A 21,179-nucleotide genomic window follows, 5' to 3' on the forward strand; every position below is an offset into this window, starting at 1 on the left:
AGAGCAATAGCATGACCAAACCCATCCCAGAGGTGACACCGAACACCTGGAGTTTTCTGCGCGATCCGATGATCAAGCCAACCGGCTTTCGCGAATATGACGCGCGCTGGAAATACCCGGAAGAGATCAACCTGCCCGGCATGACCGCGCTTGGTCTGGGTCTGGGCACACAGATGCGCAAGCGTGGGATCGAACCGGTGATCGCGGTGGGCAACGACTATCGCGACTACTCGCTGGCGATCAAGAATGCGCTGATCCTGGGGCTGATGCAGGCTGGCATTCAGGTCAAAGATATTGGCCCTGCGCTTAGCCCAATGGCCTATTTCGCGCAATTCCATTTGAATGTGCCAGCCGTGGCCATGGTCACAGCCAGCCACAACCCGAACGGCTGGACAGGGGTGAAGATGGGCTTTGACCGCCCGCTGACCCACGGCCCCGATGAGATGTCGGAATTGCGTGACATTGTCCTGAACGGCGAAGGCGTCATCCACGACGGTGGGTCCTACGAATTCGTCGAGGGCGTAAAAGAAGCCTATATCGACGATCTGGTCGGTGATTTCAAAATGTCCCGTACCCTGAAAGTCGTATGCGCAACCGGAAACGGAACAGCTTCGGCCTTTGCGCCTGAGATTTTCGAGCGCATTGGCGTCGAAATGGTGCCCAGCCACACCCAATTGGATTACACTTTCCCCCACTATAACCCCAACCCCGAGGCTATGGAGATGTTGCACGACATGTCCGCCTCTGTGAAAGCCAGCGGTGCTGACCTGGCTCTGGGCTTTGACGGCGACGGCGACCGCTGCGGTGTTGTGGATGATGAGGGGGAAGAGATCTTCGCCGACAAGGTCGGTGTGATCATGGCCCGTGATCTGGCCAAATTGTATCCGAACTCGACCTTTGTGGCAGATGTGAAATCCACTGGTCTGTTTGCCAGCGACCCCGAATTGCAGGCCCTTGGTGTCAAAGCGGATTATTGGAAAACCGGCCACAGCCACATGAAGCGTCGGGTCAAAGAGATCAACGCGCTGGCCGGCTTTGAGAAGTCTGGTCATTACTTTCTGGCTGAACCTATCGGGCGCGGCTACGACTGCGGGATGCGCGTCGCCGTTGAAATCTGCAAGCTGATGGATCGCAATCCGGATCAAAGCATGTCGGACCTGCGCAAGGCGCTGCCAAAAACCTGGTCGACTCCGACCATGTCGCCCTATGCGGCCGATACCGAGAAATATGACATTCTTCAGCGGCTGGTCGACAAGCTGGTTGCAAAAGCAGATGCCGGAGACAGTTTTGCCGGTCGCGCGATTAAAGAGGTCGTCACCGTCAACGGCGCCCGTGTCATTCTGGACAATGGCAGCTGGGGTTTGGTGCGCGCATCCTCGAACACTCCGAACCTTGTCGTGGTCTGCGAAAGCAGCGAGAGCGAGGATGAAATGCGCGCAATCTTTGGCGATATCGACGCGGTCATTCGCACGGAACCCGGTGTGGGCGACTACGATCAGACCATCTAAGTGCTACTGCGTTTCGGGGCACCTTCTGCCCCGACGCCCTTGCGTATTGGCGCTTTTTAGTTGCCGCCAAACAGCTTCAGCAGCCCCTTGTTCACTTCGTCTCCCAGTTTGTTTTTGATCGCGTCTTCGATCTGATCGCTGTCCGTAATCGTCGTATTCAGCTCGTCCCCGACCTTGTCCAAAACTTTCTGCTTGGCCTCATCTTCAAGCTCTTTGGCCTTTCCTTCAGCAACAGCTTCGATGACTTTGGTTAGATCCGGCTTGATCGACGGGTTGCTCCACGGCCCGACAATTTTCACTGGTACCGCGATGCCGTTTCCCGAATTCGCGCGCAGCGCCACAGGTGTGAAAAGATAGTCGATATCGCGGTTGCCGATTCCGACCTGACCGGACCCGTCGGCCCGGAAGTTATCCAGCGACATCAACAGGTCGTTGTTCCACAACACCCCTTGATCCATGGTGAAGCTGGCAGACAAGCTGTTGAACACGGTTGTGCCGCGCTCGCCCCCGCTGCGTCCCATCAGGCGGTCCAGATCAAACCCCGAGATCACGCCCTTGCCCACATCCACACGCCCCTTGCCGCTGAGTGAACGCATGATCTGATCCTCGGTCTGTCCAACTCCCAGAAACTCAAACGACCCTGATCCGGTGCCGGACAACCGCTCGATCCCGCCAAGGGCGGACAGAGCTTGCTGTACGTCCATGCCATCCGCGGTCAGATTGCCGCCGACCGACAAACCGTTCCGGTTGTTGGCAACCACTTGCCCGTTCAGATGCCCTGAAAACAATGTGGCAGGGTTCATCTGAAGAACCGCTCTGGATCGATCAAGGTTAAGCGTCAGGTCGCTGCGTCCCAGCGTCAGACCCGGTAAGGCAATAGAATTGGCTTTGAGGCGGATTTTGCCATTCGCCAAGGCCAGCGCAGACGCATCAATCGGGGTGGTCGACCACCCTTGGTCAGGCGACGGCGCCAACCCTCCGCCAGCGCCACCAGGCGTATCATTGAATTGAGTAAGATCTAGGTCACTGCCTTCCAGTCGTGCGGTAATCTGCGGCGGGTCCGAGATAACGATATCTGCCTCACCAGTCAGGCGATTATTATCCAGCAACGCCACCAAGTTGCGTAAAGATACCCGACCATCACTGGTATAGGTCATCTGCCCAGCCACATCGGCCTCGCGCCCCAGTCCCAACGGCACCCCAACACCGGCCTGACCAAAAGCAGCCAGCATACGTTCAGTGTTCGTCGTTTTGGCCAGCAATCTGCCATCCATTTCACCAGCCAGATTGACCCGGCCTGCAAAACCGAACTCTCCTCCGGGCGCGGTCATGGTCAAATCCAGCGGCGTTACCGCGCCGGACGCGTAAGCTGGCAGATCTTGAATCTTGAGGTCGACATCGACCGCCCCCCCGGGCACCGCCATCTGAGCCTGAACCTGCAGAGGCGCTGAAACGTTCGGCCAACTGGCCGTCAGATCGACATTGGCAAAATCGAATTTAGTTGCGCCGTTTTCGATATAGACCAAACGTGCATTCGTCAGCTTCAGATGATCCAGCGTCACCTCGCCCTGCTGCCCTTGCGGGACCGCGCCACTTGCGGCCCCCGCCGAGGCTGCGTTTGCGGGTGCCGAAAGTTCCCAATTCCCACGCCCATCCGAAAGTTCCAACCACAGAACCGGATTATCGGCGACCACCCGTTTGATGCGCAGGTCCCCGGAGATCAGCGCGGCAGCATCAACCCCCACGGCCAGGCTTTCGGCGCTCAGCATTGGTTCAGAACCGGCCCATTGTGGATTTCCAAAAGTCACCGGACCGGTTTCCAGCCCCAGCACGGGCCAGAAAGACAGGTTCACATCGCCCGTAAGCTTCAGGTCACGCCCGGTCTGCGTGCGGACCTGCTCGGCCAATATGGTGGCCAGCTTTTCGCCGGGCATCAGCAGCAAGGCCCCGATGACCAAGCCAAAAACCGCCACCAACAGGAAAACTATGCGCAACAGCCACTTCATATTCTGCTCTCCGCCTTTTCCATGCGTTAAAAAGATCATCCAAAGCCTGCGCCGCATTTGCAAGGGGAAGCGTTCCCCACTATATGCCGCGCAATGACAACGAACCCGCCAAACCTCCGCCCCGACCTGGCGCCTGCCGCCCGGATGCCCGAGACGCCACGTTCGAACCAGCCGACCATCGGTATGGTCTCTTTGGGCTGCCCCAAGGCTTTGGTCGATAGTGAGCGCATTCTGACGCGCCTGCGTGCCGAAGGGTACGGCATCTCGCCCGACTATTCAGGCGCGGATGCCGTGATCGTGAATACCTGCGGGTTTCTCGACAGTGCCAAGGCCGAGTCGCTAGACGCAATTGGTGAGGCATTGGTGGAGAATGGCAAAGTCATCGTGACCGGTTGTCTGGGCGCGGAACCGGATTACGTCCGCGAACATCACCCACGTATCATGGCCGTTACCGGCCCGCACCAATACGAGCAGGTGCTGGATGCGGTGCATGCGGCCGTGCCGCCCGATCCTGATCCGTTTGTGGACCTGCTGCCCGCTGCAAGCGTACAGTTGACCCCCCGCCATTACAGTTATCTCAAGATTTCCGAGGGCTGTAACCACAAATGCAAGTTCTGCATCATCCCCGACATGCGTGGGAAACTCGCCAGCCGTCCGGCCCATGCTGTACTGCGCGAAGCTGAAAAGCTGGTCGACAATGGCGTGCGTGAATTGCTGGTGATCTCGCAGGACACATCCGCCTATGGGTTGGATCGGAAATACGACGTGAACCCGTGGAAGGATCGCGAGGTGCGCAGCCACATCACCGATCTGGCGCGTGAGTTGGGACAGTTGGATGCCTGGGTTCGGCTCCACTATGTCTACCCCTACCCGCATGTTCGCGAGTTGATCCCCCTGATGGCAGACGCCGGATGCAACATCCTGCCCTATCTGGATATTCCGTTCCAGCATGCCCATCCGGACGTTCTGAAACGCATGGCGCGCCCGGCAGCGGCAGCCAAAACTTTGGACGAGATCGCCGCATGGCGCGCAACCTGCCCAGACATCACGCTGCGGTCGACCTTTATCGTAGGTTATCCGGGCGAGACTGATGTCGAGTTCCAGACCCTTCTGGATTGGATGGACGAAGCGCAACTGGATCGTATCGGTTGTTTTCAATACGAAAATGTCGATGGCGCACGGTCGAACGACCTGCCAGATCACGTTCCAGCCGAGGTAAAGCAAGAGCGTTGGGACCGCTTCATGGAGAAAGCGCAGGCCATCTCCGAGGCTAAGCTGGCCGCCAAGGTTGGCCAGACCATCGACGTGATCGTGGACGAGATTGATGACGAAGCCGCCACCTGTCGAACCAAGTCAGACGCGCCCGAGATCGACGGAAACCTGTTCATTGATGAGGGTTTTGATGACCTGAAGCCTGGTGACATCGTGTCGGTCGAGATCGATGAGGCCGGCGAATACGATTTATGGGGCACACGCACCTAAGCCTAATGTGCCGTTCACCCTCGATAGGCAGAGCGTGATTTAAGTTTATTGGCTTGAGACGGGATTTTCCCGGACCATGAATGAAAACCTCAACTCGCTAGAAGGAGGGTTTTCATGGCGTACCTTCGTGCCATCTCTTTCAATTGCATGGCCGCGATACTTGCGTCCCAACTTCTTGCCGTCCCGGCTACCGCAGGCAGCATCACCGTTGGAACGAGCGGCCAATTTGTTGTTGGGTCAAAATCGCAGAATGCTCATAACCGCAACAATATCCGCATTCACCGGCACTATTACTCTCCGAAAGTCTACACACCCAAAGTCTACCACCCAAAACCGGTTCCTAAGAACGCGCCCTACGTTCAGCAAAAGCTAAAAAAGAAATCCTATCGCTACCTTTATGCGCCACGGTACGGGTCAAAGCGTCAACACGATCACCGCAAGTCATTTGGACACGGATATTGACGACTGGTGAGGCGATGATTGCCCATTTTCGGTGCATTCAGATCCGAGCCCGCGTCGGCATGAAGCGGACATAAAAAAACCGCCCAACAAGGGCGGTCGGCTGTGTTGAGTAAGCGGGCGGCCCAACCAAGACCGCCCGCGGAATTCTTATTGTGCGACCGGGTTACAGATGGTCTGTCCCGCTTCGGTCGTGGCCAACTCGGTTCCAGCCGGGCAGCTCGGTGTGCCGAACTTGTCGTATTCAGGCGTGATGTAAACCGGCGTCGGCTCTTCCTGCTGCGAGCATGCAGCTAGAACCAGGGCAATTGCGCTAACGGCAGCAAATTTAAGTTTCATGTCCGTCATTCCTCTAAAAATTTTCTCATATTGCCCTATTATCTGGGGCCAGCCTCAAAATACGACCTCGTTGAAATTATTGCAACAAAATCAATCACGGATTTGTGAGAGCGGCAAAACCATGCTGCTGTATAAAGAAAAAAAGCGCTCTACCCGCCGCGCGCGAAGGCCTTATAGTTGTTTCACGACATTAGCCAAAAGCGGAGCAGCCACATGTCAGATCAGCCGAAACCTGCCCAAAAAGCCCCCTACCCGGTCCAAGTGACCGAAGGGAAAACCTATTTCTGGTGTGCCTGTGGCAAGTCAGAGCGTCAGCCCTTCTGCGATGGTTCACACAAGGGAACCCAGTATGAGCCGGTGAAGTTTACTGCCGAGACCAGCAATAAAGTGTTCTTTTGCGGGTGCAAACAAACGGCCAATCCGCCGCTGTGCGACGGTTCGCATTCCAAGCTCTGACTAAGTCTTCAAAGCGTTCAGCGTTTCCGCATTAGCGCAGAATTCAGGGGCCGAATTGGCTTTGACCTGTTGTTTCGACAGCCACAATTCGCATTGGTCGCTGCACCCAGAGGCACGACAGCGCGTCACGATTTCCGCATAACCGTTGGTGGTCAACCGCCCCTCGGCCATCGCTTCGGTCAACGAAACATCCATACATCTGGCCACCGACCGGGTTAGCCAAAAGTGTTTCTCTACTTCGCCCAGAATATCTCGGGTCATTGGCAGATCTGCCTTTTGTTTGCACGAAGCGCCGTCAAACGCGGCGATGGCGGGACATTATTTTTTCCTAGCCGTCGTGTTTGCTTTCCGACAGCGAAGTGAGGCGGTCAAACAGGGCCGTGTTCCTGCAATATTCTGGCGTTTTCTGGTCTTGGGCAGATTGTGCCAGAAATTGCGCGCAATGATCTGGGTTCGAACAATCTCTGCAACGCAGGACCGCATCAGAGATCTGGTCAATCGAGACGTCGCCGCCTATGGCCGCATCTTCCAGGTCGACCCCGACGTGGGTTGCCATCTGGTCTACCAGTTCCGCATGTCGTTTCAGAGTATTTTTGCCAAGCATTGCGCTGTCTCCCTGTCGCACAGTTCTGGCAGGATAGCGCAGCGGCCCGAACAGGCATTTGACTCAGGTCAAGACCCGGCGCCGATATGCTCCAGATAGGCGCGGGTGGCGTCCTGCACCCTGCGAAAGCGGTCACCGCCCAGTTTTTTGCCCCCGTACCAGCGGGTGACTATGATGACGTGGCCCTCCAGTCCAGCCCTTTCGAGCATGCGCACGATGACCATTCCGGCACCACTTTCGCCGTCGTCGGCCTTGAGGGCCCCCGTCGGCAAGATCGCCGCCCAGGTATTATGCGTCGCCTTGGCATAGGCTTTGTCGGACTTGAGGTCTTGCAGCACGGCATCCACGTCCTCGCGCGTTTGCACAGCAGCCCCCGACACCGCGTATTTCGATCCACGATCCGTCAGGATTAGGCCCAGCCTTGCTATTTGGGTCATTGCGTCAACCCAAGTTTTCGGGCCGTGTTCTGAACCATCTGCACACGTTGCGCATTCGGCGGATGTGACGCGAGAAAACTGTCCTCCGGGTCCGGGATGCGGTCAAAGTACTTTGCACCGATCAACGGGTTATATCCGGCATTGTAGGTAATGATTGTGCCCAACTGGTCAGCCTCTAGCTCGAAAGCCTTAACATTCAATTGCACACCCACTTCCGCCCCAATTTTCTGCGTGCGCTCCAGGTCTTCTCCCTCTTCTCCAAAGAGCTTGCCCAGATTGTTGAATATGACTGCGCTTTCCTGCGCGTTTTCGGCCTGGCGCGGAATGTGACGCAGCAGATGATGAGCAGTCTCGTGCCCGAGTACAAAAGCCAGCTCATCTGGATTTTGCGCCGACTGAATCATGGATCGGGTCATTATGATCACCGGCTGGCCCCTGTCATCCAAGGTCTGAAACGCATTCGCTTCCGCTTGTGGATTGAGATCAACAAGAACCGTGAAATCACAATTTTTGACTTTGGCCCGCTTCAGACACTCTGCCCGGGCTTCCTTGCCGATGGAGCGGCTGACATCCCGAACCGCAGCCGCCTCTACCTGATACTCGCCCAAGGTCCCCGACCATTGGGTCGCGGGCTGCAATCGCATCTCGCCAGCACTACAGGCCGCCAGAAAAAGAGGAAGAAACATACAGATCAGACGATACATTCATAATCCTTTGAAACGGTCGGCCCGTTTTCACGACCATAGCGCGGAGCCGCGCCAATCACCACAGCCCGATTGGTAAGCTACGGGTTGCATTGCATTCGGCTGACCTGCACTCTGCTTTCATGTTTTCGATTGAGCATGAATTCGACTCGACAGTCATTACTCTGGTGGACGAAGGCCCCAAGCCTTTGCAAGAGGATGTCGTCATCAACAGCTTCGCCGAATGTGTGACGCTAGAACAATTGGACCCGCGCACGGATCAGATTCAGAGGATCACGTTATCCCCTGAACAGGTGCGCGATCTGGCGGCGGCTTTAGATTTGCCGGAAGGCGTGTACCAAATCCGGGAAACACCGGATCAGGGGAAATAGACAAATACCTTGTCACGCGACGCCTGCCCCCGCCTGAGGATCAGAGTAGACGGTGCCACCCCCATGGCCACGGCCAATATGTTACGCACCGCCTCGTTTGCCTTGCCGTTTTCGGGCGGCGCGGTAACGAAGATGCGAATGTTTCACTGATCGGTCAAAATCCCATCCTTCGCAGCTTTCGGCGTGACCCGGACCTCGATCCCTTCATCGGGTACGGCGCGCGCACTCAGATCCGGTACATTTCGCAGCTTTGGTTTGGCCATCTTCCCTCTCTTCTTCTTGAACACCCTTGCACGAACGCTCAGGGAGTGAAATTGATCTCCTGCATCCAGCCACTTGCCCTTGAAACCCGCCAGATGTTCAACCACATACACAACCGCCTATGTAAAGGAAGTTAACATATGTCCTTGAAGAATCCGGCCGCTCTGGAGTTTCTGCAATCGCGCCGTTCGCGCCCTGCAAAAACGCTGATTGAACCCGCCCCCACGCGGGACCAGCTGTTGCCCCTGCTGACCGCCGCTGCACGCAGCCCGGATCATGGCAAGCTGGAACCCTGGCGTTTTATCGTGCTTGAGAAAAGTGCCATGCCGCGCCTTGCGCAATTGACCGAAGAATGTGGCTCGGCGCTGGGTAAATCCGTTGAGGACATAGCCAAGGCCCGCAACCAGTTCGACATGGGCCATCTGGCGGTCGCCGTGATCGAGGTTCAAAAACCCTCCGCGAAAATCCCTGCAATCGAACAGACCTATTCCGCTGGCGCAGTGTGCCTGGCTTTGCTGAACGCGGCACTAGCTGCGGGGTGGGGCGCAAACTGGCTGTCCGGTTGGCAGACCCACGACCGCGACTTTTGCCAAAAAGCGTTCGGGCTGCAAGAAAACGAACGCGTCGCGGGTCTGGTCCATATCGCGACCGAGGGCAAAGCACCGCCCGAAAGACCCCGCCCTGACGTGGATGGGTTGACTCAGTGGGTTTCGGAATGACCATTCTCAACGCCTTTTTTGCAGCGCTGGGACAAATCGGCGACCCAAAGTTCCGGGCTGTCCTATTGCGCGGCGTTGGTCTGACGATCGTTTTGCTGATCGCCGCTTGTGCTTTGGCAATCTGGCTGATCAACCGGCTGTCGGGGAACGAGATCTCTCTGCCCTTTATCGGTGCCGTGCCGTGGCTGAACGACGTGCTGAACTATTCCGGCATCTTTGTCGTCCTGATCCTGCCCGTATTTCTGATGGTTCCGGTGGCCTCGGCGATTACGTCGATGTTTCTGGAAGACGTTGCGCAAGCGGTCGAAGACAAGCATTACCCATCTTTGCCTGCTGTGCCCGGCATTCCATTCAGCGAAAGCCTGCGCGACGGGCTGAGCTTCATGGGGGTTCTGATCGTTGCCAATCTGCTGGCCCTGATCCTCTATGCGATCTTTACTCCGCTCACCCCCTTCATCTTCTGGGGCATGAACGGTTTCTTGTTGGGACGGGAATACTTTACGTTGGCTGCCATGCGCAGGTTGGGTCGGGAAGGTGCACGTAAGCTGCGCGCCAAACACGCAACAACCATCTGGATGGCAGGCATTTTGATGGCGATCCCGCTATCCGTGCCCTTGGTGAACCTTGTGATCCCAATCCTTGGCGTCGCAACGTTCACCCATATCTACCACAAGCTATCAGGGCCTATGGCTTAAAGATCAGCCGTGCGGCTCCAGCTGGTTCAACCAGTCGAAATCACGCACAGAAATCACGCCGGACAGGATGATGCCTGCTATAATGGCCCAGAGCACCACCGTGATACCGGTGGTGATCCACATCTTTTTCTTCAGGTGATGCTCTTCCGGTGCGCCCGCGTGGGTGCCTGGAACGATATCACCCAGATCGCCCTGCGTCTTGATGCGGATTGGCAGCACCACCAGCAAGGTCATGAACCAGATCACGGCGAACAGAACGGCCGCACCAGTAATCGACATCTCATCCCCTCCGGGGTTAGGTTACACCTGTTCCAGCTCGACCAGGCAGCCGTTAAAATCTTTGGGGTGCAGGAACAGCACCGGTTTACCATGCGCACCGATCTTGGGCTCACCCGAACCCAGCACGCGTGCGCCGGTTTCCTTCAGGTGATCGCGGGCAGCGATGATATCCTCGACCTCATAGCAGACATGGTGGATGCCGCCAGCGGGGTTCTTTTCCAGAAACCCGTTGATCGGGCTGTCATCGCCCATCGGATAGAGCAGTTCGATCTTGGTATTGGGCAGTTCGATGAACACAACTGTGACGCCGTGATCCGGCTCATCCTGTGGCGCGCCGACTTTCGCGCCCAGCGCGTTGCGGTACTGCTCCGAGGCGGCCTCAAGATCGGGTACGGCAATGGCTACGTGGTTCAGTCGACCAATCATGGAACTCTCCTCTATTCTGCGTTGCAGCGGTTATGGGGGCAGATTGAACAAAGAACAAGTGCGCCAAATTGCCGTTAACGCCCTGTTAGCCAGAAGTTGCTAGCGTGAGGTATCTGCTGATTAGGAGTTCCGCCATGGACGATTCGAGCCCCTTCGCCTCTCCCGCGCAGCCGACGGCCAAGCGGCCCCTGCTGGGACAAACTATTCTGGTTGTGGATGACAGCCGCTATGCCTGCGACGCCATCCGCTTGATGTGCCTGCACAGCGGCGCGCGCATCAGGCGGGCGGATTGCCTGCAATCGGCACGGCGTCACCTGCAGATCTACCGCCCCTCTGTCATCATTGTAGACATGGGTCTGCCGGACGGGTCCGGCGCGGATCTGATCGCCGATCTGTCTGAGGCTGCGCCCCGTATTGGGGCCATTCTTGGCATGTCCGGGGATGACCACATGAAACGCACCGCAATGCGGGCCGGTGCCGACGGTTTTCTGGAAAAACCCCTCAAATCGCTGACCTATTTCCAGACATCCGTTCTGGAACGTTTGCCCGAAGATCGCCGCCCCAGCAGCCTGCATGCCGTCCGGGATGAAATCATTAACGCCGATCCGTTGGCCTATCAGGATGACGTGGCCCATATCGCCGACATTTTGGCTGGTCCGAATGATCAGCGCACGCTGGATTACGCGGCACAGTTTCCGCGCGGGGTTGCCCGCGATGCCGAGGATACGGTTTTGGCCGAAGCGGCGCAGCGGCTTGCCGAGCCCCGGGCAGACGGGACCCCAATAACGGCCATGGCCGCTCAGGTCGCCGGGATTTTGCAGACCCGTTTGGAACAGCGTGAGGCGATTTGAGATGATGACCGCTTACTTCATAACCGCAACGATCCTGTGCCTTTGGGTCTACTGGCAAACCCGCGCTACCGCCCGTGATATTCGCTCCAGCCGAAAGTCATTTAGGGACCCATGGGAATAGGTCGCCAACAAACGGGCTATGCAGACCTGTAACCAAGCTATGAATACCGGTCCATAGCCATGACCTTTGCACAAGCGCAAGCCATGAGAAAACCCGCTGCAGGGTAAGCAGCGGGTTTTGTCATTCTCAGTCCTGAGGGATGATCCGCAGGCCCAGCTCCATCATCTGATCCGAAGTCGGATCGGATGGTGCGTCCATCATCAGGTCCTCGGCACGCTGGTTCATGGGGAACATCATGACCTCGCGGATGTTGGCTTCATCGGCCAGCAGCATCACGATACGGTCGATACCAGCGGCGCAGCCACCGTGCGGCGGGGCACCATAATGGAAGGCGTTGAACAGCGCACCAAAGCGGCTTTTGACTTCATCCTCGCCATAGCCTGCCAGCTCAAAGGCCTTCAGCATGATCTCGGGCTTGTGGTTTCGGATTGCACCCGACACCAGCTCATATCCGTTACAGGCGAGGTCGTACTGATAGCCGCGCACGTCCAGAGGATTGCCTTCCAGAGCCTCCAATCCGCCCTGCGGCATCGAGAACGGGTTGTGTTCAAAGTCGATGGCACCGGATTCTTCGTCCTGCTCGTAGATCGGAAAATCCACGATCCAGGCAAAGGCCAAGCGGTCTTTCTCGGTCAGGTTCAGTTCCTCACCGATCACATCACGCGCTTTACCAGCGACCTTTTCAAAGGCTTTGGGCTTGCCACCCAGGAAGAATGCCGCATCGCCGACACTCAGACCCAGTTGCTGACGGATGGCCTCGGTGCGTTCGGGGCCGATGTTTTTAGCCAGCGGACCTGCGGCCTCCATCCCTTCGCCCTGATCGCGCCAGAAGATGTAGCCCATGCCGGGCAGACCCTCTTTCTGAGCGAATGCGTTCATGCGGTCGCAGAACTTACGGCTACCACCGGTCGGCGCGGGGATGGCGCGGATTTCGGTGCCTTCCTGCTCCAGCAGCTTCGCGAAAATCGCGAAGCCAGACCCGCGGAAGTGGTCAGAGACCACTTGCATTTTGATAGGGTTCCGCAGATCGGGCTTGTCGCTGCCGTACCACAGCGCCGCATCTTTGTAGGAAATCTGCGGCCATTCCTGATCGACCTTACGCCCTCCGCCGAACTCTTCGAACACACCGGTCAGAACCGGCTGGATCGTGTCGAACACGTCCTGCTGTTCGACAAACGACATCTCAAGGTCAAGCTGGTAGAAATCAGTGGGCGAGCGGTCGGCACGTGGGTCTTCGTCACGGAAGCAGGGCGCGATCTGAAAATACTTGTCGAAGCCCGACACCATGATCAGCTGTTTGAACTGCTGTGGGGCCTGCGGCAGCGCGTAGAACTTGCCCGGGTGCAAACGCGACGGCACAAGGAAGTCACGCGCGCCTTCAGGCGACGATGCGGTGATAATCGGCGTCTGATATTCGCGGAAACCCTGATCCCACATGCGCTTGCGCATCGAGGCGACAACGTCCGAACGCAGGGTCATGTTCTGCTGCATCGCCTCGCGGCGCAGGTCCAGGTAACGGTAGCGCAGACGCGTTTCCTCGGGGTATTCCTGATCTCCGAACACCATCAGCGGCAGTTCGTCAGCCGCGCCCAGAACCTCAAGCTCCCGCACGTAAACTTCAATCTCACCGGTCGGCAGTTTCGAGTTCACCAGTTCCGGGTCACGTGCTTTGACGGTGCCGTCGATGCGGATACACCATTCCGAACGTACTTTCTCAAGCTCGGCAAAAGCTGCACTGTCGCCATCACACAGAACCTGTGTCACACCGAAATGATCGCGCAGATCGATGAACAGCACGCCGCCGTGATCTCGTACCCGATGCACCCAACCGGACAGGCGGACGGTTTCACCGACATTGGCGGCGGTCAGTGCGGCGCAGGTGTGGCTGCGGTAGGCATGCATGGATTTATCCCTTCGGGCGTAGAATTCGTCGCGCCGGTACACCCTGTCAGGCTTGGAAAGTCAAGGCAGGTCGCGCCGTCAAAACGGCCTTTGCACGTTGCCGGAATAGAAATAGATGCCCAGACCCGCCGCAAAGATAACATTCCCTGCAATCGCGTGCAGCAGGACCGCGTAAAAAAACGACCCGCGTTGGCGGTAGGCCCAAGTGAACAACAGCCCTCCGCCAAAGGTCATGACGGCGACAATCCAGCTCCAGTACATCAGGTGGGCCAGCGAAAACAGGGACGCGTTCAGCAGGTAAGCCGCCTTCCCGTTTGGAAGGATCGCCTGGTAGCGGCGGAAAAACAGTGATCGGAACAAAAGCTCTTGCGGCAGAGCCGAAGCGATCGGGTACGCCAGCCAGATCACTACCAGGAATTCGGGCCGGTAGAGAAGCATGCGAAATGCAACGTCCGGTCGCATCGCCATAACGACCGCCGAGCAAAACGCCGTCATGCCGACAGTGAAGAGAGCGAGCTCGCGCCACGTCCAATTGCGCCAGTTGTACCGAAGTTCGGCCCAGGCAAAGCCAGGTGTGTAGTGGAGCAGGATGATACCGATGGCCGTGAAGGTGAACAGCGACGGAAACATCCAATTCGGAGGGAAGAAGACTGCAATCAGAACTGGTACTGCGGCAAAGAACAGACCGAACTCCAGCCGTAGCCGCAGGTGAAGCGCCCCGTCATGCGCCCAATCGCTCTGTTTGCTCACAATACCGCCAACTCCGCCCGGATCAGGCCACGTAAGGAATTCCCTACGAAAACTTTTTCCGCGTTTTTCAGATCGGTCAATAACAAGACGCTTTCGGTAACCTGTTTATTATCAAGTAGTTCTTCACGCAAAATTCCCGGAAGCAACCCACAGGTCAGCTTTGGCGTCAGACGGCGGCCGTCCGGCATGTGCAGGAACAGGTTGGTGATGGTCCCTTCGCACAGTTCGTCACGTTCGTTCAGGAACAGAAATTCGTCTATTCCGTCAGGCAACGATGCGCGGGCCGTGTTATAAACAGAGCGTTGTGTCGTCTTGTGCTGCAACCAAACATCCGACGCGGAAAGCCGCATTTCGGTGACCGCGACCCGCCATAATGGTGGGTTGTCGGCCAAAGCTCCGGTGGTCACATCGTATGTTCCATCAACTGCCAGTGTAAGCCGGCACCGCAAAGGTGATTGCCCTACGACAGTTTCCAGTGCTTGGATGGCCGCGCCCGCATCGAAAGGAATGCCCATAGCGGCAGATGACCGGGCCATTCGGGACAGATGCCGATCCCGACGAACAAACCCTTGCCCGGGTCGAAAGGCGAGTGTTTCGATCAGGCGGAAGTCAGGGTCAGCTGGTGGGCAAAGCGAGCTTTCCATAACGCTTCCTCATATTCCGATGGGGCCGTGCTGTCCCAGATCACTCCACCGCCGACATTGAGGGTGGCCGAGCCATCCTCGACCATCAGCGTCCGGATCGCCACGTTGAATTCGGAACGCCCGTCCGGCGCGGCCCACCCGATTGCACCGCAATATACATCGCGAGGCCAAGGTTCGAGATCGGACAGAATCTCCATGGCTCGAATTTTGGGGGCACCGGTGATGGAACCGCAGGGAAACAGAGCGGTCAGGATATCGGACAGCTCGGCGCCCATATGCAGCTGCGCCTGCACCAGCGAGATCATCTGATGCACGGTCGCATAGGTTTCGACCTTGAACAGCTCGGGCACTTTGACGGATCCGGGCATCGCGACGCGGCTGATATCGTTGCGCAACAGATCGACGATCATCAGGTTTTCAGCCCGGTTCTTTTCGTCGACTGCCAGGAACGCGCGACGCCGGGCGTCTTCAGCCATATCCTCGCTGCGGGGTTGGGTCCCCTTCATCGGGCGGGTTTCGATCCCGCGGTCCGCGTTCGTGCGAAAGAACAGTTCAGGAGACCGGCTGAGCAGGTCGGGCAAACCATCCTGCTGGATCAGCGCGCCGTGACCAACGGGCTGTCCGGCCGTGAGCGCGGCATAAAGCGCGGCGCTATCGCCCTCTACAGTCATATCAATCGGGAATGTCAGGTTGGCCTGATAGATATCCCCTGCCCCAATGGCGTCATGCACGTGTTGAAACGCCTGCGTGTACCGCGCCTCGTCCCAGCGCGGCTCAAACTGGGTCACGCCACCGGATGCAACCGGCAATTCCCGCTGAATGGGGCGATCATAAACACCGAAGCATAGTAAAGGCAGCTGGCGGCCTTCTGGCATGCGCTCAGACAGGCGCGGTTCCAGCACGTACCCCAGCTCATAGCTGGCATAGCCAGCCAACCAAGCCCCTTGCGCGCGCGCCTCGTCCAGCGCCTCCAACGCTTGGGGCACGTCCTCCGCATTGTCCGCGCGGATCATTTCGGCTGGCCGGTCAAAACTGGTTCCTGACCCGGCTGGCCCCTGATCAAAACGAATACGCAATTGCATCCTCATTTGTCGTGCTGCGCGGTATAGAGAATACGCCGCCAAGGGAAAGGGGGGAAAGCGGCAATTTCGCCCCTGTTTTCGATCCCCCTTGCACCTTTTCGCGCGGTCCCTATAACGCAGGACAATTTGGGCGCTTGGGGGTGCCCTGAATCGCGGACAATCGAAGGAACGTGGCCATGCCGAGAAGAACCGACATTCAGTCGATCATGATCATCGGGGCGGGCCCCATTGTTATTGGTCAGGCTTGCGAGTTCGACTATTCCGGCGCTCAGGCCTGCAAGGCACTACGGGAAGAAGGATACCGGGTCATTCTGGTGAACTCAAACCCCGCCACGATCATGACCGACCCCGGGCTGGCCGACGCAACATATATCGAACCGATCACACCAGAAGTTGTCGCCAAGATCATTGAAAAAGAACGCCCCGACGCGCTACTGCCCACCATGGGCGGGCAGACCGGCCTGAACACCTCGCTCGCGCTGGAAGAGATGGGCGTGCTGGACAAGTTTGGCGTCGAGATGATCGGTGCCAAGCGCGACGCCATTGAAATGGCCGAAGACCGCGCCTTGTTCCGCGAGGCGATGGACCGGCTGGGCATCGAAAACCCCAAGGCCGAGATCGTGACTGCCCCCAAGAACGAAAGCGGCAAGAAAGACCTGGACGCCGGTGTGGCGCTGGCCCTCGAAACCCTTGAAAATGTGGGCTTACCCGCCATCATCCGCCCCGCCTTTACGCTGGGCGGCACAGGCGGCGGCGTGGCGTATAACCGCGAAGACTATATCCATATTTGTCGCACCGGCATGGATGCCTCGCCAGTGGGCCAGATCCTAATCGACGAAAGCCTTTTGGGATGGAAAGAATATGAGATGGAGGTGGTGCGCGACACCGCCGACAATGCCATCATTGTCTGTTCCATCGAGAACATCGACCCAATGGGCGTGCACACGGGTGACTCGATCACCGTTGCCCCGGCCCTGACGCTGACCGACAAAGAATACCAGGTCATGCGCAATCACTCGATTGCCGTGCTGCGCGAGATCGGCGTCGAGACCGGCGGATCGAACGTACAATGGGCGATCAACCCGGTCGACGGTCGTATGGTCGTGATCGAGATGAACCCGCGCGTATCGCGGTCTTCGGCGCTGGCGTCAAAGGCAACCGGATTCCCGATTGCCAAGATCGCCGCCAAGCTGGCTGTGGGCTACACGCTGGACGAACTGGACAACGATATCACCAAGGTCACGCCTGCCTCGTTCGAGCCGACCATCGACTATGTCGTCACCAAGATCCCGAAATTCACCTTCGAGAAATTCCCTGGGTCTGAACCTTATCTGACCACCGCCATGAAATCGGTGGGTGAGGCCATGTCTATCGGCCGTACCATCCACGAATCGATGCAAAAGGCGCTGGCTTCGATGGAATCGGGTCTGACCGGGTTTGATGAGGTGGAAATCCCCGGCCTGAATGTCGGTGTCTGGGACGAAGCCGACGACAAGGCCGCCGTCATCAAGGCAATCAGCCAGCAGACACCTGACCGTCTGCGCACCATCGCGCAAGCAATGCGCCACGGGCTGACCGACGATGAGATCTTTGGCGTCACCAAGTTCGACCCTTGGTTCCTTGCCCGTATCCGCGAGATCATCGAAGCCGAACGCCAAGTGCGCAAAGACGGCCTGCCCGTGACCGAGGAAGGCATCCGTAAGCTCAAGATGCTGGGCTTTACTGACGCGCGTTTGGGAAATCTTACTGGTCGTGACGAAGACAACGTCCGCCGGGCGCGCCGCAATCTGGGCGTTACAGCCGTGTTCAAACGCATCGACACCTGCGCCGCCGAGTTCGAGGCGCAGACGCCCTATATGTACTCGACCTACGAAGCCCCCATGATGGGTGACGTAGAATGCGAGGCGCGTCCGTCTGACCGCAAGAAAGTCGTCATCCTTGGCGGTGGCCCGAACCGGATTGGTCAGGGCATCGAGTTCGACTATTGCTGCTGCCACGCCTGTTTCGCGCTGACCGAGGCTGGTTATGAAACCATCATGATCAACTGCAACCCCGAGACCGTGTCGACCGATTACGACACCTCGGATCGTCTGTATTTTGAACCTCTGACTTTCGAACACGTCATGGAAATCCTGACGAAGGAGCAGGAAAACGGCACCCTGCACGGCGTGATTGTTCAGTACGGCGGTCAGACGCCCCTGAAACTGGCCAACGCGCTGGAAGCCGAAGGCATTCCGATCCTGGGCACCACTCCGGATGCCATCGATCTGGCCGAAGACCGTGAACGCTTTCAGGCGCTGGTAAATGATCTGGGCCTAAAACAGCCCAGAAACGGCATCGCATCAACCGACGCACAGGCGCTAGATATTGCTGAAGAGATCGGTTTCCCGTTGGTAATCCGCCCCTCTTACGTTCTGGGTGGTCGCGCGATGGAAATCGTGCGCGATATGGATCAACTGAGGCGCTACATCAACGAGGCCGTGGTCGTCTCGGGCGACAGCCCTGTGCTGCTGGACAGCTACTTGGCCGGTGCGGTCGAGCTGGACGTGGATGCGCTGTGCGATGGTACCGACGTGCATGTTGCGGGCATCATGCAGCATATCGAAGAGGCGGGCGTCCATTCCGGCGACTCGGCCTGTTCGCTGCCGCCCTACTCGCTATCGGCAGAGATTATCGATCAGATCAAGGGCCAGACGTTCAAGCTGGCCAATGCACTGAACGTTGTCGGCCTGATGAATGTGCAGTTCGCGATCAAAGACGATGAGATCTACCTGATCGAAGTGAACCCGCGCGCCTCACGGACCGTACCGTTTGTGGCCAAGGCGACCGACAGTGCGATTGCTTCGATTGCAGCCCGCGTCATGGCCGGTGAGAAACTGTCGAACTTCCCTATGCGCCCCGCATATAAGGATGGTCAGGATACCAAGATTGCCGACCAGATGACGCTGGCCGATCCGGACATGCCTTGGTTCTCGGTGAAAGAGGCTGTTTTGCCTTTTGCCCGCTTCCCCGGCGTCGACACCATCTTGGGCCCGGAAATGCGTTCGACCGGCGAAGTCATGGGTTGGGACCGCGACTTCCCGCGTGCTTTCCTCAAGGCGCAGATGGGCGCAGGCATGGTTCTGCCCTCTTCGGGTCGTGCGTTTATCTCGATCAAGGACGCCGACAAGGGTGCGGCCATGCTTGAAGCCGCTCAAGTTCTTACGGAACAGGGCTTCTCGCTTGTCGCGACCCGTGGCACACAAAGCTGGCTGGCCGAGCAGGGCGTTGCCTGTGAAATCGTCAACAAGGTCTATGAGGGCCGCCCAGACGTGGTCGATATGTTGAAAGACGGCCAGGTTCAGCTGTTGATGAACACCACCGAAGGTGCTCAAGCGGTTGAAGACAGCAAAGCCATCCGATCCATCGCACTGTATGACAAGATCCCGTACTACACCACAGCTGCCGCGAGCCACGCCGCCGCGCTGGCGATCAAGGCGCAGACCGAGGGTGATGTCGAGGTTAGATCGCTGCAGGGCTGATGGGCCTTAACCTGCTTACACGACCGACCGTTTCGCGCGCCCGTTGACCTTAGGTCGCCGGGCGCGCATCTTTTCTGTGATTGAGCAGAAGGAAAAAACAAATGCGCAGGTTTATGGTTTTCGCCGCAATGATGACGCTTGCAGCGTGTGATGTGCCCTTTGTCCCATTGATCTAGAACAGGTTTAATCGCTGATTTGTGTTGCCCTTTCACGATATGGGCGGCCAACAAGAAAAGCCTGTCTGGGTGATTGGCAATCTCGCTAAAAAACGATATGCATCCGGCGAAAAGAGATAGTGTGTATCTATAAGCCATGCGTGTCCCCCTCAACACCTCGGAGAACAACAAGATCAATTCTATTCGATCTTCCATTCGTCAATGGAATGCAAAGCGCAAACAAAACCGCAAGAAACAGCGAAAGTTGAGAAATCTAGGAACTTATGACAATCAACTCTGCGTCCTAGGTATTTTCAAAAACGAAGCACTGAATACTCGAGAATGGGTCGAGCATTATAAGTGGCAAGGCGCCGACAAGGTTTTTCTGATAGACAACGGCAGCACAGATAACTCGCTGGAGTTGCTATCTGAATTTATAGATTCCGGTTTTGTTGAGGTGATATCGCTACCAAAACGGCACAAGCAATTGCACCACTATTGGCGGGCTTTCAAACATTTTGAGATTGCTAAGCGGTTTAGGTGGCTGATCGTAGCTGACTTGGATGAGTTTTGGTTTTGTAAGGATGGAGAATTACTGTCAGAGGCCTTGCGTGCATACGATGATATCGATGTGATTTATGTCAACTGGTCCATGTTCGGAAGTTCTGGACATATAAAACACCCCGCCAGTTTAAGGTTGTCACTACATCAAAAGTGGCCGCATCTTTATCCACACAAAGGTAAAAAATACGCAGTTAGGACGAGTGTTGTTAAGAAGGTGTTGCACCTATCAATGCATTCCGTGCGCGGGGCGGACTCCTCGCGAACCGTTTCAGACAACCAGAAGTTTCAAATTAATCACTACGCAGTTCAAAGCCGTGAGTTTTGGACCACCGTTAAAATGACCCGTGGGGATGCATTTAACCAGCATACCGAAATCGCTCGTCAACTTGAGTTCCTTAGCTTTTTTGATGCTCAATGTAGCGAGGAAGATATCCTACTGGCAGAGATGGTAGCATCACTCCCGTCAACGTAATATTCATTCACCGGAATTGCGAACGCGCACTGGTTTCATTTTCTGACTAGGAAGAGATGAAAAGCCTTAAAGAAACTTGAAACAAGCAGTTGGTCAGCGAATTCCGAAATTAGTTCGTGTTTCCCGTGGGGCGCTTTGGGGCAGTTCCACGCTTTCGCGGTGATCTGCATCAAGTTTTGCTAAGAGTTGGGTTGCAAATTTTGGAAGGCAGCCTCCCTTCTTGTTAGCCAGAATTTAACCCGGCTCTGTGATAACCTAACCAGGCTAAACCCACCTATCATCAACAGGCGGGACGTCATCGAAAGTGTCAGGTCATTTTCCATAGTAAGCCGAATTCAAACTACCTTACGACCTCGGCTCAGCGACACATG

22 protein-coding genes and 1 pseudogene are annotated in these 21,179 nt (G+C 56.9%); 10 read left to right on the plus strand and 13 right to left on the minus strand.

All coding sequences use genetic code 11. From position 1 onward, the window contains the following. Nucleotides 1-11: 11 nt before the first annotated feature. Nucleotides 12-1,508, plus strand: a complete 1,497-nt coding sequence (locus RUA4292_RS01165) for a phosphomannomutase/phosphoglucomutase (RefSeq protein WP_058275945.1) — start codon at nucleotides 12-14, stop codon at nucleotides 1,506-1,508. A 56-nt stretch (nucleotides 1,509-1,564) separates the two neighbouring features. Here RUA4292_RS01165 and RUA4292_RS01170 read toward each other — a convergent pair whose 3' ends face one another. Continuing rightward, entirely contained in the window at nucleotides 1,565-3,514 is a 1,950-nt protein-coding gene (locus RUA4292_RS01170; RefSeq protein ID WP_058276048.1) for an AsmA family protein, read from the minus strand. 93 nt (nucleotides 3,515-3,607) lie between these two features. Between RUA4292_RS01170 and rimO the strand changes: the two genes are divergently transcribed. Next, nucleotides 3,608-4,996, plus strand: a complete 1,389-nt coding sequence (rimO, locus tag RUA4292_RS01175) for a 30S ribosomal protein S12 methylthiotransferase RimO (RefSeq protein WP_058275946.1) — start codon at nucleotides 3,608-3,610, stop codon at nucleotides 4,994-4,996. A 114-nt stretch (nucleotides 4,997-5,110) separates the two neighbouring features. After that, nucleotides 5,111-5,458 carry a hypothetical protein gene (locus tag RUA4292_RS01180; RefSeq protein WP_058275947.1) on the plus strand — a complete coding sequence of 116 codons (348 nt, stop codon included), beginning with the start codon at nucleotides 5,111-5,113 and terminating at the stop codon, nucleotides 5,456-5,458. A 147-nt stretch (nucleotides 5,459-5,605) separates the two neighbouring features. Here the strand turns inward: RUA4292_RS01180 and RUA4292_RS01185 are convergent, their stop codons facing one another. Next, complete coding sequence (locus tag RUA4292_RS01185; RefSeq protein ID WP_058275732.1) at nucleotides 5,606-5,794, minus strand: hypothetical protein; 189 nt, start codon at nucleotides 5,792-5,794, stop codon at nucleotides 5,606-5,608. A gap of 213 nt (nucleotides 5,795-6,007) precedes the next feature. On the opposite strand from RUA4292_RS01185, the gene RUA4292_RS01190 reads away from it, so the two are divergent. Further along, nucleotides 6,008-6,250, plus strand: a complete 243-nt coding sequence (locus RUA4292_RS01190; protein WP_058275948.1) for a CDGSH iron-sulfur domain-containing protein — start codon at nucleotides 6,008-6,010, stop codon at nucleotides 6,248-6,250. Here RUA4292_RS01190 and RUA4292_RS01195 read toward each other — a convergent pair whose 3' ends face one another. The 4 genes from RUA4292_RS01195 to RUA4292_RS01210 form a co-directional block, all read right to left on the minus strand. Beyond that, on the minus strand, nucleotides 6,251-6,511 hold the full coding sequence (locus RUA4292_RS01195; RefSeq protein ID WP_058275949.1) for a DUF6455 family protein: 261 nt from the start codon (nucleotides 6,509-6,511) through the stop codon (nucleotides 6,251-6,253). A gap of 67 nt (nucleotides 6,512-6,578) precedes the next feature. Then, complete coding sequence (locus tag RUA4292_RS01200; RefSeq protein ID WP_058275950.1) at nucleotides 6,579-6,854, minus strand: DUF6455 family protein; 276 nt, start codon at nucleotides 6,852-6,854, stop codon at nucleotides 6,579-6,581. 68 nt (nucleotides 6,855-6,922) lie between these two features. Then, nucleotides 6,923-7,291, minus strand: coding sequence for a YigZ family protein (locus RUA4292_RS01205; RefSeq protein WP_058275951.1), 369 nt, complete (start codon nucleotides 7,289-7,291; stop codon nucleotides 6,923-6,925). Then, nucleotides 7,288-7,977: a M48 family metallopeptidase gene (locus tag RUA4292_RS01210; RefSeq protein ID WP_058276049.1), complete on the minus strand. Its 690-nt coding sequence runs from the start codon at nucleotides 7,975-7,977 to the stop codon at nucleotides 7,288-7,290. The genes RUA4292_RS01205 and RUA4292_RS01210 overlap by 4 nt, the downstream gene beginning before the upstream one ends. A gap of 140 nt (nucleotides 7,978-8,117) precedes the next feature. On the opposite strand from RUA4292_RS01210, the gene RUA4292_RS01215 reads away from it, so the two are divergent. Beyond that, the gene (locus RUA4292_RS01215) at nucleotides 8,118-8,366 is read left to right on the plus strand and encodes a DUF8831 family protein (RefSeq protein ID WP_058275565.1); all 249 of its coding nucleotides are present in this window, start codon (nucleotides 8,118-8,120) and stop codon (nucleotides 8,364-8,366) included. Here the strand turns inward: RUA4292_RS01215 and RUA4292_RS25685 are convergent. Next, nucleotides 8,354-8,629: pseudogene (locus RUA4292_RS25685) on the minus strand (DUF167 domain-containing protein). The gene RUA4292_RS01215 and the pseudogene RUA4292_RS25685 overlap by 13 nt on opposite strands. 138 nt (nucleotides 8,630-8,767) lie before the next feature. Here RUA4292_RS25685 and RUA4292_RS01225 point away from each other — a divergent pair. Together RUA4292_RS01225 and RUA4292_RS01230 are read left to right on the plus strand one after the other, a co-directional pair. After that, nucleotides 8,768-9,346, plus strand: a complete 579-nt coding sequence (locus RUA4292_RS01225) for a nitroreductase family protein (protein WP_058275952.1) — start codon at nucleotides 8,768-8,770, stop codon at nucleotides 9,344-9,346. Next, nucleotides 9,343-10,041, plus strand: a complete 699-nt coding sequence (locus RUA4292_RS01230) for an EI24 domain-containing protein (protein ID WP_058275953.1) — start codon at nucleotides 9,343-9,345, stop codon at nucleotides 10,039-10,041. The genes RUA4292_RS01225 and RUA4292_RS01230 overlap by 4 nt, the downstream gene beginning before the upstream one ends. A gap of 3 nt (nucleotides 10,042-10,044) precedes the next feature. Here the strand turns inward: RUA4292_RS01230 and RUA4292_RS01235 are convergent, their stop codons facing one another. Next, entirely contained in the window at nucleotides 10,045-10,320 is a 276-nt protein-coding gene (locus tag RUA4292_RS01235; RefSeq protein WP_058275954.1) for a DUF1467 family protein, read from the minus strand. A 21-nt stretch (nucleotides 10,321-10,341) separates the two neighbouring features. Continuing rightward, nucleotides 10,342-10,746: a methylmalonyl-CoA epimerase gene (mce, locus tag RUA4292_RS01240; RefSeq protein ID WP_058275955.1), complete on the minus strand. Its 405-nt coding sequence runs from the start codon at nucleotides 10,744-10,746 to the stop codon at nucleotides 10,342-10,344. A 134-nt stretch (nucleotides 10,747-10,880) separates the two neighbouring features. Here mce and RUA4292_RS01245 point away from each other — a divergent pair, with 134 nt between their 5' ends. Further along, nucleotides 10,881-11,597, plus strand: coding sequence for a response regulator (locus tag RUA4292_RS01245; RefSeq protein WP_058275956.1), 717 nt, complete (start codon nucleotides 10,881-10,883; stop codon nucleotides 11,595-11,597). A 247-nt stretch (nucleotides 11,598-11,844) separates the two neighbouring features. Here RUA4292_RS01245 and aspS read toward each other — a convergent pair whose 3' ends face one another. The 4 genes from aspS to RUA4292_RS01265 form a co-directional block, all read right to left on the minus strand. Continuing rightward, nucleotides 11,845-13,620, minus strand: coding sequence for an aspartate--tRNA ligase (aspS, locus tag RUA4292_RS01250; protein WP_058275957.1), 1,776 nt, complete (start codon nucleotides 13,618-13,620; stop codon nucleotides 11,845-11,847). Between the two features lie 78 nt (nucleotides 13,621-13,698). Beyond that, a complete protein-coding gene (locus RUA4292_RS01255) occupies nucleotides 13,699-14,370 on the minus strand; it encodes a CPBP family intramembrane glutamic endopeptidase (protein WP_058275958.1) in 672 nt (223 codons plus the stop codon). Then, nucleotides 14,367-15,014: an aminotransferase class IV family protein gene (locus RUA4292_RS01260; protein WP_058275959.1), complete on the minus strand. Its 648-nt coding sequence runs from the start codon at nucleotides 15,012-15,014 to the stop codon at nucleotides 14,367-14,369. The genes RUA4292_RS01255 and RUA4292_RS01260 overlap by 4 nt, the downstream gene beginning before the upstream one ends. Next, nucleotides 14,969-16,096 (minus strand): aminodeoxychorismate synthase component I, encoded by a 1,128-nt coding sequence (locus RUA4292_RS01265; RefSeq protein ID WP_058275960.1) that lies wholly within the window; start codon nucleotides 16,094-16,096, stop codon nucleotides 14,969-14,971. Before RUA4292_RS01265 ends, RUA4292_RS01260 begins: the two co-directional genes overlap by 46 nt. Nucleotides 16,097-16,272: 176 nt before the next feature. Here RUA4292_RS01265 and carB point away from each other — a divergent pair, with 176 nt between their 5' ends. Continuing rightward, entirely contained in the window at nucleotides 16,273-19,617 is a 3,345-nt protein-coding gene (carB, locus tag RUA4292_RS01270; RefSeq protein WP_058275961.1) for a carbamoyl-phosphate synthase large subunit, read from the plus strand. A 312-nt stretch (nucleotides 19,618-19,929) separates the two neighbouring features. Beyond that, nucleotides 19,930-20,808, plus strand: coding sequence for a glycosyltransferase family 92 protein (locus tag RUA4292_RS01275; RefSeq protein ID WP_058275962.1), 879 nt, complete (start codon nucleotides 19,930-19,932; stop codon nucleotides 20,806-20,808). Nucleotides 20,809-21,179: the final 371 nt, after the last annotated feature.

The sequence above is a fragment of the Ruegeria atlantica genome, from assembly GCF_001458195.1.
In the GTDB taxonomy this organism is placed as follows: Bacteria; Pseudomonadota; Alphaproteobacteria; order Rhodobacterales; family Rhodobacteraceae; genus Ruegeria; species Ruegeria atlantica.

Coding starts and splice junctions, on each gene's coding strand:
- carB (WP_058275961.1), top strand. CDS start 16,273: ATGCCGAGAAGAACCGACATTCAGTCGATCATGATCATCGGGGCGGGC.
- RUA4292_RS01180 (WP_058275947.1), top strand. CDS start 5,111: ATGGCGTACCTTCGTGCCATCTCTTTCAATTGCATGGCCGCGATACTT.
- RUA4292_RS01195 (WP_058275949.1), bottom strand. CDS start 6,511: ATGACCCGAGATATTCTGGGCGAAGTAGAGAAACACTTTTGGCTAACC.
- RUA4292_RS01170 (WP_058276048.1), bottom strand. CDS start 3,514: ATGAAGTGGCTGTTGCGCATAGTTTTCCTGTTGGTGGCGGTTTTTGGC.
- RUA4292_RS01260 (WP_058275959.1), bottom strand. CDS start 15,014: ATGGAAAGCTCGCTTTGCCCACCAGCTGACCCTGACTTCCGCCTGATC.
- mce (WP_058275955.1), bottom strand. CDS start 10,746: ATGATTGGTCGACTGAACCACGTAGCCATTGCCGTACCCGATCTTGAG.
- RUA4292_RS01275 (WP_058275962.1), top strand. CDS start 19,930: ATGCGTGTCCCCCTCAACACCTCGGAGAACAACAAGATCAATTCTATT.
- RUA4292_RS01225 (WP_058275952.1), top strand. CDS start 8,768: ATGTCCTTGAAGAATCCGGCCGCTCTGGAGTTTCTGCAATCGCGCCGT.
- aspS (WP_058275957.1), bottom strand. CDS start 13,620: ATGCATGCCTACCGCAGCCACACCTGCGCCGCACTGACCGCCGCCAAT.
- RUA4292_RS01210 (WP_058276049.1), bottom strand. CDS start 7,977: ATGTTTCTTCCTCTTTTTCTGGCGGCCTGTAGTGCTGGCGAGATGCGA.
- RUA4292_RS01165 (WP_058275945.1), top strand. CDS start 12: ATGACCAAACCCATCCCAGAGGTGACACCGAACACCTGGAGTTTTCTG.
- RUA4292_RS01200 (WP_058275950.1), bottom strand. CDS start 6,854: ATGCTTGGCAAAAATACTCTGAAACGACATGCGGAACTGGTAGACCAG.
- RUA4292_RS01245 (WP_058275956.1), top strand. CDS start 10,881: ATGGACGATTCGAGCCCCTTCGCCTCTCCCGCGCAGCCGACGGCCAAG.
- RUA4292_RS01215 (WP_058275565.1), top strand. CDS start 8,118: ATGTTTTCGATTGAGCATGAATTCGACTCGACAGTCATTACTCTGGTG.
- RUA4292_RS01205 (WP_058275951.1), bottom strand. CDS start 7,291: ATGACCCAAATAGCAAGGCTGGGCCTAATCCTGACGGATCGTGGATCG.
- RUA4292_RS01230 (WP_058275953.1), top strand. CDS start 9,343: ATGACCATTCTCAACGCCTTTTTTGCAGCGCTGGGACAAATCGGCGAC.
- RUA4292_RS01265 (WP_058275960.1), bottom strand. CDS start 16,096: ATGCAATTGCGTATTCGTTTTGATCAGGGGCCAGCCGGGTCAGGAACC.
- RUA4292_RS01190 (WP_058275948.1), top strand. CDS start 6,008: ATGTCAGATCAGCCGAAACCTGCCCAAAAAGCCCCCTACCCGGTCCAA.
- RUA4292_RS01185 (WP_058275732.1), bottom strand. CDS start 5,794: ATGAAACTTAAATTTGCTGCCGTTAGCGCAATTGCCCTGGTTCTAGCT.
- rimO (WP_058275946.1), top strand. CDS start 3,608: ATGACAACGAACCCGCCAAACCTCCGCCCCGACCTGGCGCCTGCCGCC.
- RUA4292_RS01235 (WP_058275954.1), bottom strand. CDS start 10,320: ATGTCGATTACTGGTGCGGCCGTTCTGTTCGCCGTGATCTGGTTCATG.